Raw genomic sequence first — 15,246 nt, 5'->3', positions numbered from 1 at the left:
GTGCTTCTCCAGATGTCTGGTCGTTAAATCCAGGAATGACGATTAGGCAGCGTGCCGTTGAGGCGATAGGCGCCGATGGCGTGGTATTTCCAGCGCACCGGATCGTGCAGCGTGTGCACCCGGGCGTTGCGCCAGTGGCGGTCGAGGTTGAATTCGGCGAGGGTGGCGCGGCTGCCGGCCAGTTCGAACAGCTTTTCGCTGGCCAGCAACGAAATCTCGGTGGTCAGCACTTTGGCTTCGGCCACGGCAATCGAGGCGCGGGCGGCGGACCCGGCGGTGAGCGGTGCGGCGCTGACTTCATCGAGCACTTGCCCGGCCTTGCGCAGCAGCGCTTCGGCGGCGTGCAATTCGATTTTCAGCTTGCCGATATCGGCGATCACATACAGGTCATCGCTGGCCCGCTCGACCTTGGCGTCGATCCACGGCCGGGCGCGGGTTTTCACGAAGTCGATGGCGTCGTCGATGGCGCCCCGGGCAATACCGGCGTCGATGGCAGCCTGGATCAGTTGGGAGACGGCGCCCTGGATGTTCGGCGTGTCGTTGATTCGCCAGTTATCCACCACCAGTTCGGGATCGACCTGCACGTTGTTGAGCAAAATCGTGCCGCTGGCGGTGGTGCGCTGACCAAAGCCGGACCAGTCATCGACGATGCGCAGTCCCGGGGTGCCGCGACGGATGAACGCCAGCACTTGTTTGCCGTCGTCGTTCAATGCCTTGACCGCGACCCAATGGGCGAACAAGGCACCGGTGGAATAGAACTTCTGGCCGTTGAGGACGCCGTCGGCGGTGAGGCGTGCCTTCAGTTCCAGAGTGTTTTTGGTGCCGCGTTCCGGCCCGGCATTGCCGATGCGCCAGCCATCGAGGACGCTTTTGAACAGTTGCCTTTTCTGCGCTTCGGTGGCGCTGCCGAGAATCAGGTTAAGAATGCCGAACTGGTTTTGCGGGATCTGCCCAAGCGCCGGGTCGGCGGCGGAAATGATCGCGAAGACCTCGGCCAGGGTGACGAACGAAACCTGCGGGCCACCGTACTCGCTGGGGATGGAAATGCTGCCCAGGCCGCTGCGGGTGAACAGTTCGATTTCAGACCATGGGAGCTTGCGCAACTGGTCACGTTTGGCCGCTTGCAGGCGCGCGACGTGCGCCAGTTCGTGGGCTGCCTTGATGGCTTGGGCGTCGTTGTGCAAGATTTGTGCGGGCAACAACAACGGGGCGATGTCCAGATCACTCTGGACGATTGCATCTGCCAGACTGGACATCATTGCCACTCCTTGGCTGCTCGCAATGCCCTGGCGATCTGCACTGGGGTGATTGTGTTCCGGACCATACCTACCTCACATCTCATGGAAGCGCCGCTTGTGGCCGCGCATGAAAACAAGAATGTCCGGTGGTCCGGTGTATATACCCTAAACGTGTATAAATATTTTATGAACTAACTTTTAGGAATATAGATAGAAGGGTGTTCTGTGGGGGCGCAATCCCTGTGGCGAGGGGGCTTGCCCCCGTTCGGCCGCGCAGCGGCCGCAAAACCTGCTTACGCGATGTCCTGATGGACCGGAGTTGCATATTTTGGGACGCTTCGCGTCCAACGGGGGCAAGCCCCCTCGCCACAAAAACACGATGGGCACATTCACTGCCGCCGCTGTCTGCAGGGTTCAGCAGCCTTGAGGTGATGTCTCTTCGGGACTTTCAGATAAGGATTGGCGCAACCGATCTTCAGCGTGCGGGCCGGTGCCCAGCGGGAGTTGTTGCCCACCCTGTCGAGAATGCAGTAGGTCACTTCCAGCCGCAGATCTTCGCCGGCTTCGAGGATGATGGCCGGTGGTATCCAGACCTGGATCGGCTGACCCACATCGGCGGGCTTGAGCGGTGGCAGATCCAGGCGCACATCGCCCCAGCGCAGGGTGATTTCGTCGTCGACGGCCATGTTCAGGTATGGCTCGATTGTCAAGGGAACACCGCGTTTGACCTGGCTCGGATTGACCCCCTGACGGCGAATTGCCTCGGGAATGCTCACCGGTGCCAGGCACTGGTTTTCATCGCCGCACAGCGCCGAGGGTTGGCCGCCTGGACAGTCGAGTTTGATCTGCACGTTTTGACTGGCCGATATCGCCGGCCCCCGACCAATCTGCATGACCCGGTAGTGAATGCGCGAGGTACCGTTGGCGACAAAACTCTCAGGCACCCGCAACTGTACCGGTCGGCCGACATCACTGGCCGTCAGCACGCGGGAAGCCACGTAGCAGTTGTCCCAGAACAGTTCGACCAGGTCTCCTGCGTCCATGGCGGGGTAGGGTGCCACATCGATCAGCAGGTGTGCCGCGCAGGTGACGTTGATGCCGGCCTTGTTCGATTGCGCCAGGGTCGGGGCTGCGAGCCCGGATTTGTTCGAGGTGCTATTCATGAAGTCTCCTTGAAGTCTTGCAACGAAGTCCGTTTCTGGAATATCAAAAACCAATAATCGAACAGATAAACCATTCATTACTTTGAGCGGGAATAATGAGTTGAATGTGGTGAGTGTCGCTGGCTGGAGACTAGATAAGAGTCAGGGGGATCCGGTGTCAATAAGATTTGTTAGTTGTGGTGGGTGTGTGGTGTTATTCAGAAAGTTCCTACGGTTCCAAGTAATTAAACCATGCCTGTGCGTCGAAGTTTTCTGCTGAAAGCGGGTGAATACGGGCGAATTTGTGCAAGTCGTGGGCACCGTCTTACGACAGAGGATCTGGTTGAATTGGCATTGCTTAATTATCGTGACGCATATATTTGTACCGTGTGCGCGTACAGGATATGCATGTTTAATAGGTGAGTTTTGTTCGGTGTTAATGAAGGGTATTTCGAGGGGTGTCACTTCCATCCATGGAAGTTTACCGTTGTTGCGTAGGGCTGTTAGTTATGAACGTTATTCAGGAACTTGCTCAGGAACTGCCGGGTTCGCTCTTCTTTCGGGTTAGCAAACAACGCCTTCGCTTCGCCTTGTTCGACGATCACGCCCTTGTCGAAAAACACCACACGGTTGGCCACGTCCCGGGCAAAACCCATTTCGTGGGTGACGATCACCATGGTGCGTTTCTCTTCGGCCAGGCCGCGGATGGTCGCCAATACCTCGCCCACCAGTTCCGGGTCGAGGGCCGAGGTCGGCTCATCGAACAGGATCACTTCGGGCTCCATTGCCAGCGCCCGGGCAATCGCCACGCGCTGTTGCTGGCCACCGGAGAGGCGACGCGGGTAAGCGTCCTCCTTGCCCGCCAGACCGACCTTGGCCAAGAGTTTTTTACCCAGGGCTACAGCGTCGGCGTGCGGGGTCTTCTTGACCACGATCGGGCCTTCGATGACGTTTTCCAGGGCGGTGCGATGGGGGAACAGGTTGAAGTTCTGGAACACGAAGCCCACATGCTGGCGCAAACGTCGCACCAGGCTCTGCTGCTGGTTCAGGGGACGGCTGGTATCGATCTCGATATCGCCGACCTTGATCCGGCCGCTGGTGGGTTCTTCCAGGAAATTCAGGCAGCGCAGAAAGGTGGTCTTGCCTGAACCGCTAGGGCCGATGATCGCAACCACCTCGCCTTCCTTGACCTCAAGATCGATGCCGTTGAGCACGACTTGACCCTTGAACTGCTTTGTCAGTTTTTCCACGACAATCATTGGGTCAGGACTCCTGGTCGTGCCGATTGACCCGCGCTTCCAACTGGTTCTGCAGGTGCGACAGCACCGTGGCCAGGACCCAGTAGATCAGTGCGGCGGCAAGATACATGGTGAAGATTTCGAAGGTACGGGCGGTGATCAGTTGCGCCTGACGGAACAGCTCCGGCACCTGGATGGTAGCGGCCAGCGCGGTGTCCTTGACCAGCGAAATGAAGCTGTTGCCCAGTGGCGGCAATGCGGTGCGCATGGCCTGCGGCAGGATGGCCCGGCGCAGGGTCTGCGCGCGGGTCATGCCGATACTGGCAGCGGCTTCCCACTGGCCGCGCTCGATGGAGCTGATCGCGGCACGCAGGATTTCGCAGGCGTAGGCGGCCATGTTCAGCGAGAAGCCGATCAGGGCCGCCGGCAGCGGATCAAGTTCCAGACCCAATTGCGGCAAGCCGTAATAGATCACGAACAGTTGCACCAGCAACGGCGTGCCGCGAAAGAACGACACGTAGATGCGGGCGATCCAGCTCACCAGTTTGAAGCGCGACAGGCGCATCAGCGCCAGGCCGAACCCCATTACCAGGCCGAAGAACATCCCGCCCAGGCTGAGGATGACCGTGTAGTACGCGCCCTTGAGCAGAAAGGGCGCGGAGTCCAGTGCGAGTTGGAAAGCTTCTTCCATTATTGAGTGACGTCAGCGTTGAAGTATTTTTCCGAGAGTTTTTTCAGGGTGCCATCGGCGCGCAGCTTGTCGATCGCCTTGTTCACCGCAGCCAGCAGTTCAGGCTCGCCTTTGCGCAGGGCAATGCCGGCCTCCTGACGGGAGAACGCGTCACCGGCGGCGGTGGTGTCCTTGGCTTTCTTGGCGTATTCCAGTGCGGCCAGACGGTCGATCAGAATGGCGTCGATACGGCCGACACGCAGGTCCTGGAACTTGGTCGGATCATCTTCGTAGGTGCGGACATCGGCAGTCGGCACGTTGGTTTTCACCCACTCTTCGTAGTTGGTGCCCAGACCCACGCCGACTTTCTTGCCACCCAGGTCGGCAGCGGTCTTGATGTTCAGCTCGGCGGCCTTCTTGGTCAGCACCAGCGCCTGAATACCGGAAACGGTGTATGGCTCGGAGAAGTCGTACTTCTTCTTGCGCTCTTCGGAGATGGTCACCTGGTTGATCACTGCGTCCAGACGCTTGGATTCCAGGGCGGCGAGGATGCCGTCCCATTTGGTCGGTTGCAGTTTGACCTTGACACCCAGTTCTTTGGCCAGGGCTTCGGAGAACTCGACTTCGAAGCCGGTCAGTTTGCCGTCGGCATCGACGAAACTGAACGGTGGGTAAGTGCCTTCCAGGCCAACGTTGATCACGCCGGCGTCTTTGATTTTTTGCAGTTGCTCACCGGCAACGGCTTGGCCAATCAGGCCTGCGCTCAGTGCCAGGCCCAGCGAGCCCACCAGCAGATTGCGACGTAGTGCGGAAAAATTCATGACAAGCCCCTGTGTTTTCTTATGGAAGACGCTTTAGGAAAGTTGGCAAATTCGGGAATTCAGCGACAGCGCTATCCTGCCTTAAAGCAGCGTATGCGTCTCTCGGGAAATTCGCCTGTAGCATGACTATATGATGGCGTTTTTAGATTGGAAAATAATAATTATTCTTCTGGTTATTCCATTTTTGAATAGCTTGCGTTTTTACTGTAGGAGCGAGCTTGCTCGCGATGGTCGTCAACGATAACGCGGGCAACTTGACACCCCGCGGTGCCCTGTCGTCCATCGCGAGCAAGCTCGCTCCTACAGAAAGTCCTTATAGGCAAACAACGCCGGCGCCCCGCCAGTGTGCAGGAAGATAATCGGACCTTCGTCGAAACGCTGACGCCCGATCCCGTCCAGCAAGCCCGCCATGGCCTTGCCAGTGTAGACCGGGTCCAGCAGCAAGCCTTCCTGACTCGCCAGCAGCTTCACCGCCGCCAGTGTTCCGGCATTCGGCTCGCCATAACGAGGGGCGAAATATTCGTCCCACAACTCGACCTTGAAAGCCTCCGGCAGGTCCACGCCCAGCAGCTCGGCAGTGCGTTCGGCCAGGCCTTGAACCTTTGGCCGCTGATCTTCATCGCTGCGCGAGACCGTCACGCCGATCACTGGCAGGTCCGGCAGTGCTTCACTCAAGGCCAGTGCCAGGCCGCTGTGGGTACCGGCACTGCCCGAGGCCAGGACCACGGCGGCGAACGTCAGGCCGGTGTCCTTGATCTGCTCGGCCAGTTCCAGCCCGGCACGTACGTAACCGAGTGCGCCCAGCGCGTTGGAGCCTCCGATCGGCACCAGGTACGGCTTCTTGCCGTTGCTGCGCAGTCTGTCGGCCAGGGCTTGCAGTTGTTCGTCGGCGTTGTCGAGGTTTTCCACCAGCTCGACCTTGGCATCGAACAGGTCGAGCAGCAGGCGGTTGCCGTTGCCGGTGTAATTGTTGTCATCGGTGCCGAGGGGGTTTTCCAGAAGGGCTACGCAGCCCAAACCCAGTTTCGCTGCAATGGCGGCCGTCTGGCGCACGTGGTTCGATTGCAGCGCGCCGGCGGTGATCAAGGTGTCGGCGCCCTGGGCCAGCGCATCGGCGGCCAGGTATTCGAGTTTGCGCAGCTTGTTGCCGCCCATTGCCAGCGGCGTCAGGTCATCGCGTTTGACGTACAGTTCACGACCCAGCCAGTTCGACAGGCGTTCGAGCTTTTCCAGGGCGGTGGGTTGACCGAGCAGGTCGAGGCGGTTAAAGCGGGCGAGCTGTTGTTTGATCATGGGTCCGTACTGGCCGTGGAAGATCTCAGGACTATAGGCACGCGAAAAAGGCTGGGCAACCGTCAATTGCTTATAGCCAATTGTAATGAGCACAGCATTATTGGTTCTTAATTTGCCCCGCTGCCCTTGCCGTAAAGTAATCGCCGTCAGTGCGGCCAGACAGTCCGGTCGCCCGTGAGGAGTTTTTACCGTGAGTGAGCGTTCCAGCCATTGGCAATTGCAGACCATCGTCAGCCAGCTGCGCACCGCGCGTGAGCAGTGGCGAGCGCAAAATGGCCGGGCCAGTACCGAGCAGGGCGGTCGCGAGCTGCCCTCCCGGGCGGCCATGGCAGAGATTCTCGAAGCCTTGTGCGGTGCGCTGTTCCCGATGCGCCTGGGGCCGGTTGACCTGCGCGAAGAGAGTGAAGACTTCTACGTCGGCCACACGCTGGATGTGGCGTTGAATGCGTTGTTGGCCCAGGCGCGACTCGAATTGCGCTATGCCGCGCGCCACAGTGCCCAGGCCGATACCGAAGTCGAAGCCAAGACCATCCAGATCATCCAGGACTTCGCCCTCGCCCTGCCGGGCTTGCGCAGCCTGCTGGACACCGACGTACTGGCGGCCTATCACGGCGACCCGGCAGCGCGCAGTGTCGATGAAGTGTTGTTGTGCTACCCGGGGATCCTGGCGGTGATTCACCATCGGCTGGCCCACCATTTGTACCGTGCCGGGCTGCCGTTGCTGGCGCGGATCAGCGCGGAAATCGCCCACTCGGCCACGGGTATCGACATTCACCCCGGCGCGCAGATCGGCCGCAGTTTCTTCATCGACCACGGGACCGGCGTGGTGATCGGCGAAACCGCGATCATCGGCGAGCGCGTGCGGATTTATCAGGCCGTGACCCTGGGCGCCAAGCGCTTCCCGGCGGACGAAGACGGCCAGTTGCAGAAAGGCCAGCCGCGGCATCCGATTGTCGAAGATGACGTGGTGATTTATGCCGGGGCGACGATCCTGGGGCGGATCACCATCGGCCAGGGTTCGACCATTGGCGGCAACGTCTGGCTGACCCGCAGCGTGCCGGCGGGCAGCAACCTGACCCAGGCGAATCTGCAGCATGAAGATGGGGCACAGAAGTAAGGCCGCGAAATTAATGCCGAGCAACACGCCGCCATCGCTGGCAAGCCAGCTCCTACAAAGGCGATGAAATACCTGTAGGAGCTGGCTTGCCAGCGATTGATCTCACGTCGAATCGAGAGAATGGCTCTCCCCAAAACCCCGCCTCATACCCCTCCTTAAGCTAGTGTAGGAAAACTACCGCCGAGCCCTGCGATTAGTCCTTAGCCCCCTATCCATGTTTAACTTGAACGTTCATTCAAGTTAAACCGGCGGTTCGCTGCCCGCTCACAACAGGAGGCTTGCCTTTGCTGAGTCCGATTTCTACAGCCACGTTTTACCCCTTCGAGGTGCACCGTACATGAGTGCATCGTCCATCCCTCCAAGCGGCCTGGTCCGCATGAATCCGCCGGTGTTCTGGTTCTCGGCGAGTTTCATTCTGTTGTTTGGTGTCGTTGTCATCGCCATGCCCGAGCAGGCCGGTGCCTGGTTGCTGGCGGCGCAAAACTGGGCGGCCAACACGGTCGGCTGGTATTACCTGCTGGCGATGACCCTGTATCTGGTCTTCGTGGTGGTCACCGCCTTGTCCGGCTACGGCAAGATCAAGCTCGGTGCCGACCACGACGAGCCCGAATTCAGCTATTTGTCATGGGCCGGCATGCTGTTCGCCGCGGGGATCAGCATCACCCTGTTTTTCTTCTGTGTGTCCGAACCGTTGACCCACATGCTGCAGCCGCCGCAAGGCGAGGCCGGCACGGCGGATGCGGCGCGTCAGGCGATGCAGATATTGTTTCTGCACTGGGGCCTGCATGGCTGGGGCGTGTTCGCCTTTGTCGGTATGGCGCTGGCCTATTTCGCCTATCGCCACAACCTGCCGCTGGCCCTGCGCTCGGCGCTGTATCCGCTGATCGGCAAGCGCATCAATGGCCCCATCGGCTACGCGGTGGATGGCTTCGGCATCATCGCCACGGTGTTTGGCCTCGGCGCGGACATGGGCTTTGGTGTGTTGCACCTCAATTCGGGCCTGGACTACCTGTTCGGCATCGCCCACACCCAGTGGGTTCAGGTCGGCCTGATCACCCTGATGATGGGCGCGGCGATCATCGTTGCGGTGTCGGGCGTCGACAAGGGCGTGCGGGTCATGTCCGACATCAACATGCTGCTGGCCTGTGCGCTGTTGCTGTTCGTGTTGTTCGCCGGCCCCACGCAGCACTTGCTCAACACCCTGATCCAGAACCTCGGCGATTACCTCGGCGCCTTGCCGATGAAGAGTTTCGACCTCTATGCCTACGACAAACCCAGCGACTGGCTGGGCGGCTGGACGGTGTTCTATTGGGCCTGGTGGATCGCATGGTCGCCGTTCGTGGGTTTGTTCATTGCGCGGATTTCCCGTGGCCGCACCATCCGCGAATTCGTCTTCGGCGTGCTGCTGATTCCGCTCGGTTTCACCCTGGCGTGGATGTCGATCTTCGGCAACAGCGCCATCGATCAAGTGCTCAACCACGGCATGAGCGCGCTCGGCCTGTCGGCTATCGACAATCCGTCGATGACGCTTTACCTGCTGCTGGAAACCTACCCGTGGAGCAAAACCGTCATCGCGGTGACGGTGTTCATCAGCTTTGTGTTCTTCGTCACCTCCGCCGACTCCGGCACCGTGGTGCTGTCGACGTTGTCCGCCAAGGGTGGCAATCCCGATGAAGACGGGCCGAAATGGCTGCGGGTGTTCTGGGGCGCAATGACCGCCCTGGTGACCAGCGCGCTGCTGTTTTCCGGCAGCATCGATGCGTTGAAGTCGGCGGTGGTCCTGACTTCTTTGCCGTTCTCGCTGATCTTGCTGTTGATGATGTGGGGTCTGCACAAGGCGTTTTATCTGGAGTCGCAGAAGCAGATAGCGCAGATGCATTCGCTGGCGCCTGTGTCCGGGTCACGACGCGGCGGTTGGCGGCAACGCCTGAGCCAGGCCGTGCACTTCCCGTCGCGCGACGAGGTTTATCGCTTCCTCGATACGACGGTGCGACCGGCCATTGAGGAAGTGTCGACGGTGTTCCGCGAAAAGGGGCTGCACGTGGTCATGCACCCGGACCCGGCCCATGACAGCGTCAGCCTGGAAATCGGCCATGGCGATCAGCATCCGTTCGTATATCAGGTGCAGATGCGTGGCTATTTCACGCCTTCGTTTGCCCGTGGCGGCATGGGTTCCAAGCAACTCAACAATCGCCGTTACTACCGGGCAGAAGTGCATTTGAGCGAGGGCAGCCAGGACTACGACCTGGTGGGCTACACCAAGGAACAGATCATCAACGACATCCTCGACCAGTACGAGCGGCACATGCAGTTCCTGCATCTGGTGCGTTGATCACGGGCAGGGCGCCGGGGCTTTTCAGCCCTCGGCGCTCAGCACCATGAACAACACCAGCGCCGCCACCGGAATGCTGAACACCATCGTGCCGATCCCCAGTTCCGTGCTCAGCGACTGGCCGGCATTCACCACGCCGATGGCGCCATTGATCACCGTCAGCGCCAACCACAGGACCACGAAACTATAGGTAAGTGTCTGGCGGCTGAAGCCGAGTTTCTCGCCGATGAACAGCATCATCGCGAGCAGGACCAGGCCGAAGGTGATGATGATGGTGGTGTGCATGGCTTCATCCATCCTTGCGATCGTTATCGCGTCTTCGTTACTGGCGACTGTGTTCCTGTCGACCCGGATCACGCAAGCCTGTCGCTGTTCTGTTCGATTGTGCGGGCAGAATGAATTTCTGTGAAACGTTTCAGCAATTAGTCGAATCCCGGGTTTTCTGGCGTTGATCCGGGCGTATGCTGGGCGACTGGCGAAGCAGTCGATACCAGATTCAAGACCGACAAGAGAGGATTCGATGACCTACACCGCTGCCGAAAACCGCTACGACTCCATCCCTTACCGCCGCGTGGGCCGCAGCGGGCTGGTGCTGCCTGCGTTGTCGTTGGGCCTGTGGCACAACTTCGGCGACAGCACGCCGATCGATACCCAGCGCGCGTTGTTGCGCACGGCGTTCGACCTGGGGATCAACCATTTCGACTTGGCCAACAACTACGGCCCGCCCTATGGCAGCGCCGAAATCAACTTCGGTCGTTTGCTGCGTGAAGACTTCAAGCAGTACCGCGACGAACTGATCATTTCCAGCAAGGCCGGTTGGGACATGTGGCCGGGGCCTTACGGTCAGGGCGGCGGTTCGCGCAAGTACGTGCTGGCCAGCCTCGACCAGAGTCTGCAGCGCCTGGGTGTGGACTACGTCGACATCTTCTATTCCCACCGTTTCGACCCGGACACGCCACTGGAAGAAACCGCCAGTGCGCTGGCCACCGCGGTGCAGCAGGGCAAGGCGTTGTACATCGGTATCTCGTCTTATTCCGGGGTGAAAACCCGCGAAATGGCGGCATTGCTCAAAGAGTGGAAAGTCCCGTTGCTGATCCACCAACCGGCCTACAACCTGCTCAATCGCTGGGTGGAAAAAGACCTGCTGGACACCACTGACGAACTCGGCACGGGCGTGATTGCGTTCACGCCGCTGGCGCAGGGACTGCTGACCGACAAGTACCTCAACGGCGTGCCGGCGGATGCGCGGGTCAATCGTCCGGGGGGTGGTTCGTTGCAGGCATCGCACTTGTCCGAGGCCAACATCGCCCAGGTGCGGGCACTCAACGAAATCGCCAAACGTCGTGGCCAGAGCCTGGCGCAACTGGCGCTGGCGTGGACCCTGCGCGATCCACGGGTCACTTCGGCATTGATTGGCGCGAGCCGGCCGGAGCAGATCATCGAGAACGTCGGGGCGTTGAGGAACCTGAGCTTCAGTGCAGAGGAGCTGGCGGAAATTGACCGGTTTGCCCGGGAGGGCGGGATCAATCTTTGGGAGAAGCCTTCGACGGCTGAGTAAGCGTATCGGGCGGTCCTGCGGACCGCATCGCCAGCAAGCCGGCTCCTACAACGGATCGCGTCTGTAGGAGCTGGCTTGCCAGCGATCGACTGCGCAGCAGTCGGCTTATCGGAAAAACGGCACATCCCCCAACACCGTCGCCCGCTGCATCACCCGCCGCGCCGGCCGGTAATCATCCACGGCGTAATGCTGGGTCACGCGGTTGTCCCAGAACGCAATGTCGTCCTGCTGCCAGCGCCAGCGAATGGTGAATTCCGGGCGCGTGGCGTGGGCAAACAGAAACCTCAGAATCGCCTCGCTTTCGGTTTCCGACAATTCGTTGATCTTCGAGGTGAAGCCTTCGTTGACGAACAGCGAGCGGCGACCGCTCACCGGGTGTGTGCGAATCACCGGGTGCGACAGCGGCGGGTTCTTGCGCCGTGCTTCCTCCCACTGGGCCAGCGCCTCGGGCGTATTGCCATAGCGCTCCAGCGGGAACGAACGGGTGAAATCGTGGGTGGCGGTCAGGCCTTCGAGCAAGGTTTTCACCGGTGTCGACAGCGCCTCATACGCGGCAATTCCGCTGGCCCACAAGGTGTCGCCGCCAAACTCCGGCAGCAGCTTGGCGCTGAGCACCGCGCCCATGGCCGGGGTCGGCAGGAAGGTCACGTCGGTGTGCCAGATCGCGTTATCGCGCACGTCGGTGACGGCGGTGTCGAGGATCAGCACTTCCGGTTGTTCCGGCACATTGGGGTAGATCGGGTGAATGTGCAGGTCGCCGAAACTCGCGGCGAATCGCGCCTGTTGCTGTGGCGTGATCGGCTGGTCGCGAAAGAACAGCACCTGATGCTTGAGCAGGGCCTGCTCGATGGCGTCGCGTTGTTCCGCGCTCAGCGGCTGGCTGATGTCGACGCCGCTGATCTGTGCACCGAGGGCCGAGCTTAAAGGGGTGATGGTCAACTCGCACATGGTTGTTCTCTTCAATTCGGGTGCGCTTTTTGTGGGAGCGGGCTTGCTCGCGAAAGCGGTGTATCAGTCTCAATAAAGTCGCCTGACACTCTGCATTCGCGAGCAAGCCCGCTCCCACATTTATGATTTCAGTGGGCCTGGCCGTGCCATGGCACCAGTTTGCGTTGCAGGGCGCGCAGGCCCAGCTCCATCGCAAAGGCGATCAGTGCGATCACCAGTATCCCCAGGACCACCACATCGGTGACCAGGAACTGCGCGGCCGACTGCACCATAAAGCCAAGACCGCTGGTGGCGGCGATCAATTCGGCGGCGACCAGGGTCGACCAGCCGACTCCGAGGCCAATGCGCACTCCGGTCAGAATATCCGGCAAGGCACTCGGCAAAATCACGTGGCGGATCAACTGTGCGCGAGTGGCACCCAACGACTGCGCGGCACGCAATTTGGCCGGGTCGACCGTGCGCACGCCGGTGGCGGTGGCGATGGCAATCGGGGCGAAGATCGCCAGGTAGATCAGCAGCACTTTCGACAGTTCGCCGATACCGCACCAGATCACGATCAGCGGCAGGTAGGCCAGTGGTGGAATGGGCCGGTAGAACTCGATCAGCGGGTCGAGCACGCCACGGGCGATACGGTTGGCGCCGATGGCGATGCCCACCGGCACGGCGGTGAGAATCGCAAAGCCGAGGCCCAGGCCGATGCGGCTCAGACTCGCGCCGAGGTGCTGCCACAGGGTGGAGTCCATGTAACCCGAGGTTGCCAGCAGCCAGCCTTTTTGCAGCACGGCGGAGGGTGACGGCAGGAACAGCGGCTCGATCAAACCGGTCGCCGTCACGGCCCACCAAATGACAATGAGTGCGGCCAGTGTCAGCACGCTGATCCAGCGCGTGCTCAAGCGGCGTCGTGCCGCAGGCACAGGAGTGCCTGGCTTTATCGCGGCGACGGGAATTTCGTAACTGCTCATGCGCGCTCCTGCCGCTGGGCGGCGCTGCGTTGGGAGAACACTTTGGCGAGTACGTGTTCACGGGTTTCGATAAAACGCGGGTCGGATTTGATTGAGCGGGCCGACTCACCGGCGGCATAACGCTGACCGAAGTCGAGGCTCAGGCGCTCGACGATTTGCCCGGGGTCTGGCGCCAACAGAATCAGGTCGGTGGCGAGGAACACGGCTTCTTCGATGTCGTGGGTAATCAGGAACACCGGTTTGGCAGTACGTTGCCAGACTTGCAGCAACAGCTCCTGCATCTGCTCGCGGGTGAAGGCGTCGAGGGCGCCGAAAGGTTCGTCCATCAGCAACACGCGCGGGTCGGCGGCGAGCGCGCGGGCCAGGCCGACACGCTGCTTCTGGCCGCCCGAGAGCTGCCAGATGCGGCGCTGATCAAAACCGGAAAGATCGACCAGGGCGAGCATTTCCCGGGCACGCGCTTCGCGTCTGTCCCGGGAGATACCGGCGAGCTCCAGGCCGAAGCCGACGTTGGCCAGCACGTCTTGCCACGGCAGCAGCGCGTCGTCCTGGAACACCACGCCACGCTCGGCGCTCGGGCCTTTGACCGGCACGCCGTCGAGGGTGATGCGCCCGGCGCTGGGTTTGACGAAACCGGCAATCAGGTTCAACAGCGAAGTCTTGCCACTGCCGGACGGGCCGAGGGCGACCAGCAATTGCCGGGGCCCCAGGCTCAGGGAGATATCCGCCAACACCGGTTCCGGGTTGCCGGGGTACTGTGCGCTGATGCGCTCCAGCTGTAGCAAAGCCATCGCAGTCAACTCCCGATCAATTGGTGATGAACTTGGCGCTGACGTACGGCGCGTAGTCCGGCAGCACGGCCTCGACCTTGCCTTGTTCCTTGAGGAACGCCGCGGTGTCGGTGATGGCTTTGGTCGTCGGCGCGCCGAGGGTGAGCACCTGGTCAGCTGCCAGCGGGTAGACGTTGCCTTGCAGCAGCAGCGGAATATCGCTGGCCTTGGCGCCGGACAGTTTTACCAGCTTGTCGACGTTGCCCTGGTTGGCGAGCCAGGCTTGTGGGTCTTTGCGGTAGTCGGCGTAGGCGTCGAGGGTCACTTTGGCGAACGCGGTGACGATCTCCGGATGCTTTTCGGCGAAATCCTTGCGCACGATCCAGGCATCGAAGGTCGGAGCACCGAACTTGGCCAGTTCACCGGAAGTGATCAGGACCTTGCCGTTTTCCTTGGCCACGCCCAGGGCCGGGTCCCACACGTAGGTGGCGTCGATGTCACCGCGTTTCCAGGCGGCGATGATCGCCGGTGGCGCCAGATTGAGAACGGTGACTTTCGAGGGATCGATGTTCCAGTGCTTCAGTGCAGCGAGCAGGCTGTAGTGGCCGGTGGATACAAACGGCACGGCGATTTTCTTGCCGATCAGGTCTTGCGGGGTCTTGATCCCGGAGCCGTCGCGGGCGACCAAGGCTTCGGCGGCGCCGATCTGGGTGGCGATGAGGAAGGTTTCCACCGGGACTTTGCGAGTGATGGCAGCGGTCAGCGGGCTGGAACCGAGGTAGCCGATCTGCACGTCGCCGGAGGCGATGGCGGCGATGATATCGGCACCGTTGTCGAATTTGCGCCAGCTGATATCGGCCTTGGTGGCCTTTTCGTAAGCGCCGTCGGCCTGGGCGACTTTCGCCGGGTCAACGGTGGTCTGGTAGGCGACGGTGACGTCGGCCGCCTGGGCAAAGAAACTCGCGGTAGCCAGGGTTGCGGCCGCCAGCAAGCGTAGAGGGAAAGTCAGTTTCATCAGAAAGCTCCTTGTCAGGCGACCGAATGTCGGCGTGAGAAAGAGACTAAATGATCTAAGAATTCGAAAATAAATAACTTTTTCGAATTAGCTTATGAGCGTGAGATGTTTGAGGTGGTTCTTTGTAGGAGCCGGCTTGCTG

General features: G+C 60.7%; 14 protein-coding genes. 3 read left to right on the top strand and 11 right to left on the bottom strand.

The window, feature by feature from the left end; translation table 11 throughout:
* Positions 1-23: 23 nt before the first annotated feature.
* The 6 genes from AB7M25_RS29080 to AB7M25_RS29055 all read right to left on the bottom strand — a co-directional run bounded on the left by AB7M25_RS29080 (position 24) and on the right by AB7M25_RS29055 (position 6,402).
* A complete protein-coding gene (locus AB7M25_RS29080) occupies positions 24-1,256 on the bottom strand; it encodes an SfnB family sulfur acquisition oxidoreductase (protein ID WP_454238305.1) in 1,233 nt (410 codons plus the stop codon).
* A 371-nt stretch (positions 1,257-1,627) separates the two neighbouring features.
* Positions 1,628-2,401 (bottom strand): hypothetical protein, encoded by a 774-nt coding sequence (locus tag AB7M25_RS29075; protein WP_454238304.1) that lies wholly within the window; start codon positions 2,399-2,401, stop codon positions 1,628-1,630.
* A gap of 482 nt (positions 2,402-2,883) precedes the next feature.
* Positions 2,884-3,639 carry an L-cystine ABC transporter ATP-binding protein TcyN gene (gene tcyN / locus AB7M25_RS29070; protein WP_429387493.1) on the bottom strand — a complete coding sequence of 252 codons (756 nt, stop codon included), beginning with the start codon at positions 3,637-3,639 and terminating at the stop codon, positions 2,884-2,886.
* 4 nt (positions 3,640-3,643) lie between these two features.
* Positions 3,644-4,309 carry a cystine ABC transporter permease gene (tcyL, locus tag AB7M25_RS29065; protein ID WP_007983131.1) on the bottom strand — a complete coding sequence of 222 codons (666 nt, stop codon included), beginning with the start codon at positions 4,307-4,309 and terminating at the stop codon, positions 3,644-3,646.
* Complete coding sequence (tcyJ, locus tag AB7M25_RS29060) at positions 4,309-5,109, bottom strand: cystine ABC transporter substrate-binding protein (RefSeq protein ID WP_015093009.1); 801 nt, start codon at positions 5,107-5,109, stop codon at positions 4,309-4,311. The genes tcyL and tcyJ overlap by 1 nt, the downstream gene beginning before the upstream one ends.
* 300 nt (positions 5,110-5,409) lie before the next feature.
* Positions 5,410-6,402 (bottom strand): D-cysteine desulfhydrase, encoded by a 993-nt coding sequence (locus AB7M25_RS29055; RefSeq protein ID WP_429387495.1) that lies wholly within the window; start codon positions 6,400-6,402, stop codon positions 5,410-5,412.
* A gap of 190 nt (positions 6,403-6,592) precedes the next feature.
* Between AB7M25_RS29055 and epsC the strand changes: the two genes are divergently transcribed.
* Both epsC and betT read left to right on the top strand, forming a co-directional pair.
* Positions 6,593-7,519: a serine O-acetyltransferase EpsC gene (gene epsC / locus AB7M25_RS29050; protein ID WP_007972891.1), complete on the top strand. Its 927-nt coding sequence runs from the start codon at positions 6,593-6,595 to the stop codon at positions 7,517-7,519.
* Positions 7,520-7,895: 376 nt separating this feature from the next.
* Complete coding sequence (betT, locus tag AB7M25_RS29045; RefSeq protein WP_454238385.1) at positions 7,896-9,851, top strand: choline transporter BetT; 1,956 nt, start codon at positions 7,896-7,898, stop codon at positions 9,849-9,851.
* A gap of 24 nt (positions 9,852-9,875) precedes the next feature.
* Here the strand turns inward: betT and AB7M25_RS29040 are convergent, their stop codons facing one another.
* Positions 9,876-10,136, bottom strand: a complete 261-nt coding sequence (locus AB7M25_RS29040) for a hypothetical protein (RefSeq protein WP_454238303.1) — start codon at positions 10,134-10,136, stop codon at positions 9,876-9,878.
* 235 nt (positions 10,137-10,371) lie between these two features.
* On the opposite strand from AB7M25_RS29040, the gene mgrA reads away from it, so the two are divergent.
* The gene (gene mgrA / locus AB7M25_RS29035) at positions 10,372-11,409 is read left to right on the top strand and encodes an L-glyceraldehyde 3-phosphate reductase (RefSeq protein WP_429518393.1); all 1,038 of its coding nucleotides are present in this window, start codon (positions 10,372-10,374) and stop codon (positions 11,407-11,409) included.
* Between the two features lie 105 nt (positions 11,410-11,514).
* Here mgrA and tauD read toward each other — a convergent pair whose 3' ends face one another.
* From tauD to tauA, 4 genes are all read right to left on the bottom strand, one after another.
* A complete protein-coding gene (gene tauD / locus AB7M25_RS29030; protein WP_454238302.1) occupies positions 11,515-12,357 on the bottom strand; it encodes a taurine dioxygenase in 843 nt (280 codons plus the stop codon).
* 128 nt (positions 12,358-12,485) lie between these two features.
* Positions 12,486-13,319 (bottom strand): taurine ABC transporter permease TauC, encoded by an 834-nt coding sequence (gene tauC / locus AB7M25_RS29025; RefSeq protein ID WP_429518396.1) that lies wholly within the window; start codon positions 13,317-13,319, stop codon positions 12,486-12,488.
* Entirely contained in the window at positions 13,316-14,110 is a 795-nt protein-coding gene (gene tauB, locus AB7M25_RS29020) for a taurine ABC transporter ATP-binding subunit (RefSeq protein ID WP_429518398.1), read from the bottom strand. The genes tauC and tauB overlap by 4 nt, the downstream gene beginning before the upstream one ends.
* Before the next feature lie 16 nt (positions 14,111-14,126).
* Positions 14,127-15,104 carry a taurine ABC transporter substrate-binding protein gene (tauA, locus tag AB7M25_RS29015; protein WP_218485820.1) on the bottom strand — a complete coding sequence of 326 codons (978 nt, stop codon included), beginning with the start codon at positions 15,102-15,104 and terminating at the stop codon, positions 14,127-14,129.
* Positions 15,105-15,246: the final 142 nt, after the last annotated feature.

It is taken from the genome of Pseudomonas sp. AP3_22 TE3818 (assembly GCF_053628995.1).
Note: the sequence above shows the minus strand (reverse complement) of the source record. Positions and strands in the feature narration are given on the sequence as shown.

Excerpts from the sequence above, each read along its gene's own strand:
- AB7M25_RS29080 (WP_454238305.1), bottom strand. The coding sequence starts at position 1,256 with ATGTCCAGTCTGGCAGATGCAATCGTCCAGAGTGATCTGGACATCGCC.
- AB7M25_RS29075 (WP_454238304.1), bottom strand. The coding sequence starts at position 2,401 with ATGAATAGCACCTCGAACAAATCCGGGCTCGCAGCCCCGACCCTGGCG.
- tcyN (WP_429387493.1), bottom strand. The coding sequence starts at position 3,639 with ATGATTGTCGTGGAAAAACTGACAAAGCAGTTCAAGGGTCAAGTCGTG.
- tcyL (WP_007983131.1), bottom strand. The coding sequence starts at position 4,309 with ATGGAAGAAGCTTTCCAACTCGCACTGGACTCCGCGCCCTTTCTGCTC.
- tcyJ (WP_015093009.1), bottom strand. The coding sequence starts at position 5,109 with ATGAATTTTTCCGCACTACGTCGCAATCTGCTGGTGGGCTCGCTGGGC.
- AB7M25_RS29055 (WP_429387495.1), bottom strand. The coding sequence starts at position 6,402 with ATGATCAAACAACAGCTCGCCCGCTTTAACCGCCTCGACCTGCTCGGT.
- betT (WP_454238385.1), top strand. The coding sequence starts at position 7,896 with ATGAATCCGCCGGTGTTCTGGTTCTCGGCGAGTTTCATTCTGTTGTTT.
- AB7M25_RS29040 (WP_454238303.1), bottom strand. The coding sequence starts at position 10,136 with ATGCACACCACCATCATCATCACCTTCGGCCTGGTCCTGCTCGCGATG.
- mgrA (WP_429518393.1), top strand. The coding sequence starts at position 10,372 with ATGACCTACACCGCTGCCGAAAACCGCTACGACTCCATCCCTTACCGC.
- tauD (WP_454238302.1), bottom strand. The coding sequence starts at position 12,357 with ATGTGCGAGTTGACCATCACCCCTTTAAGCTCGGCCCTCGGTGCACAG.
- tauC (WP_429518396.1), bottom strand. The coding sequence starts at position 13,319 with ATGAGCAGTTACGAAATTCCCGTCGCCGCGATAAAGCCAGGCACTCCT.
- tauB (WP_429518398.1), bottom strand. The coding sequence starts at position 14,110 with ATGGCTTTGCTACAGCTGGAGCGCATCAGCGCACAGTACCCCGGCAAC.
- tauA (WP_218485820.1), bottom strand. The coding sequence starts at position 15,104 with ATGAAACTGACTTTCCCTCTACGCTTGCTGGCGGCCGCAACCCTGGCT.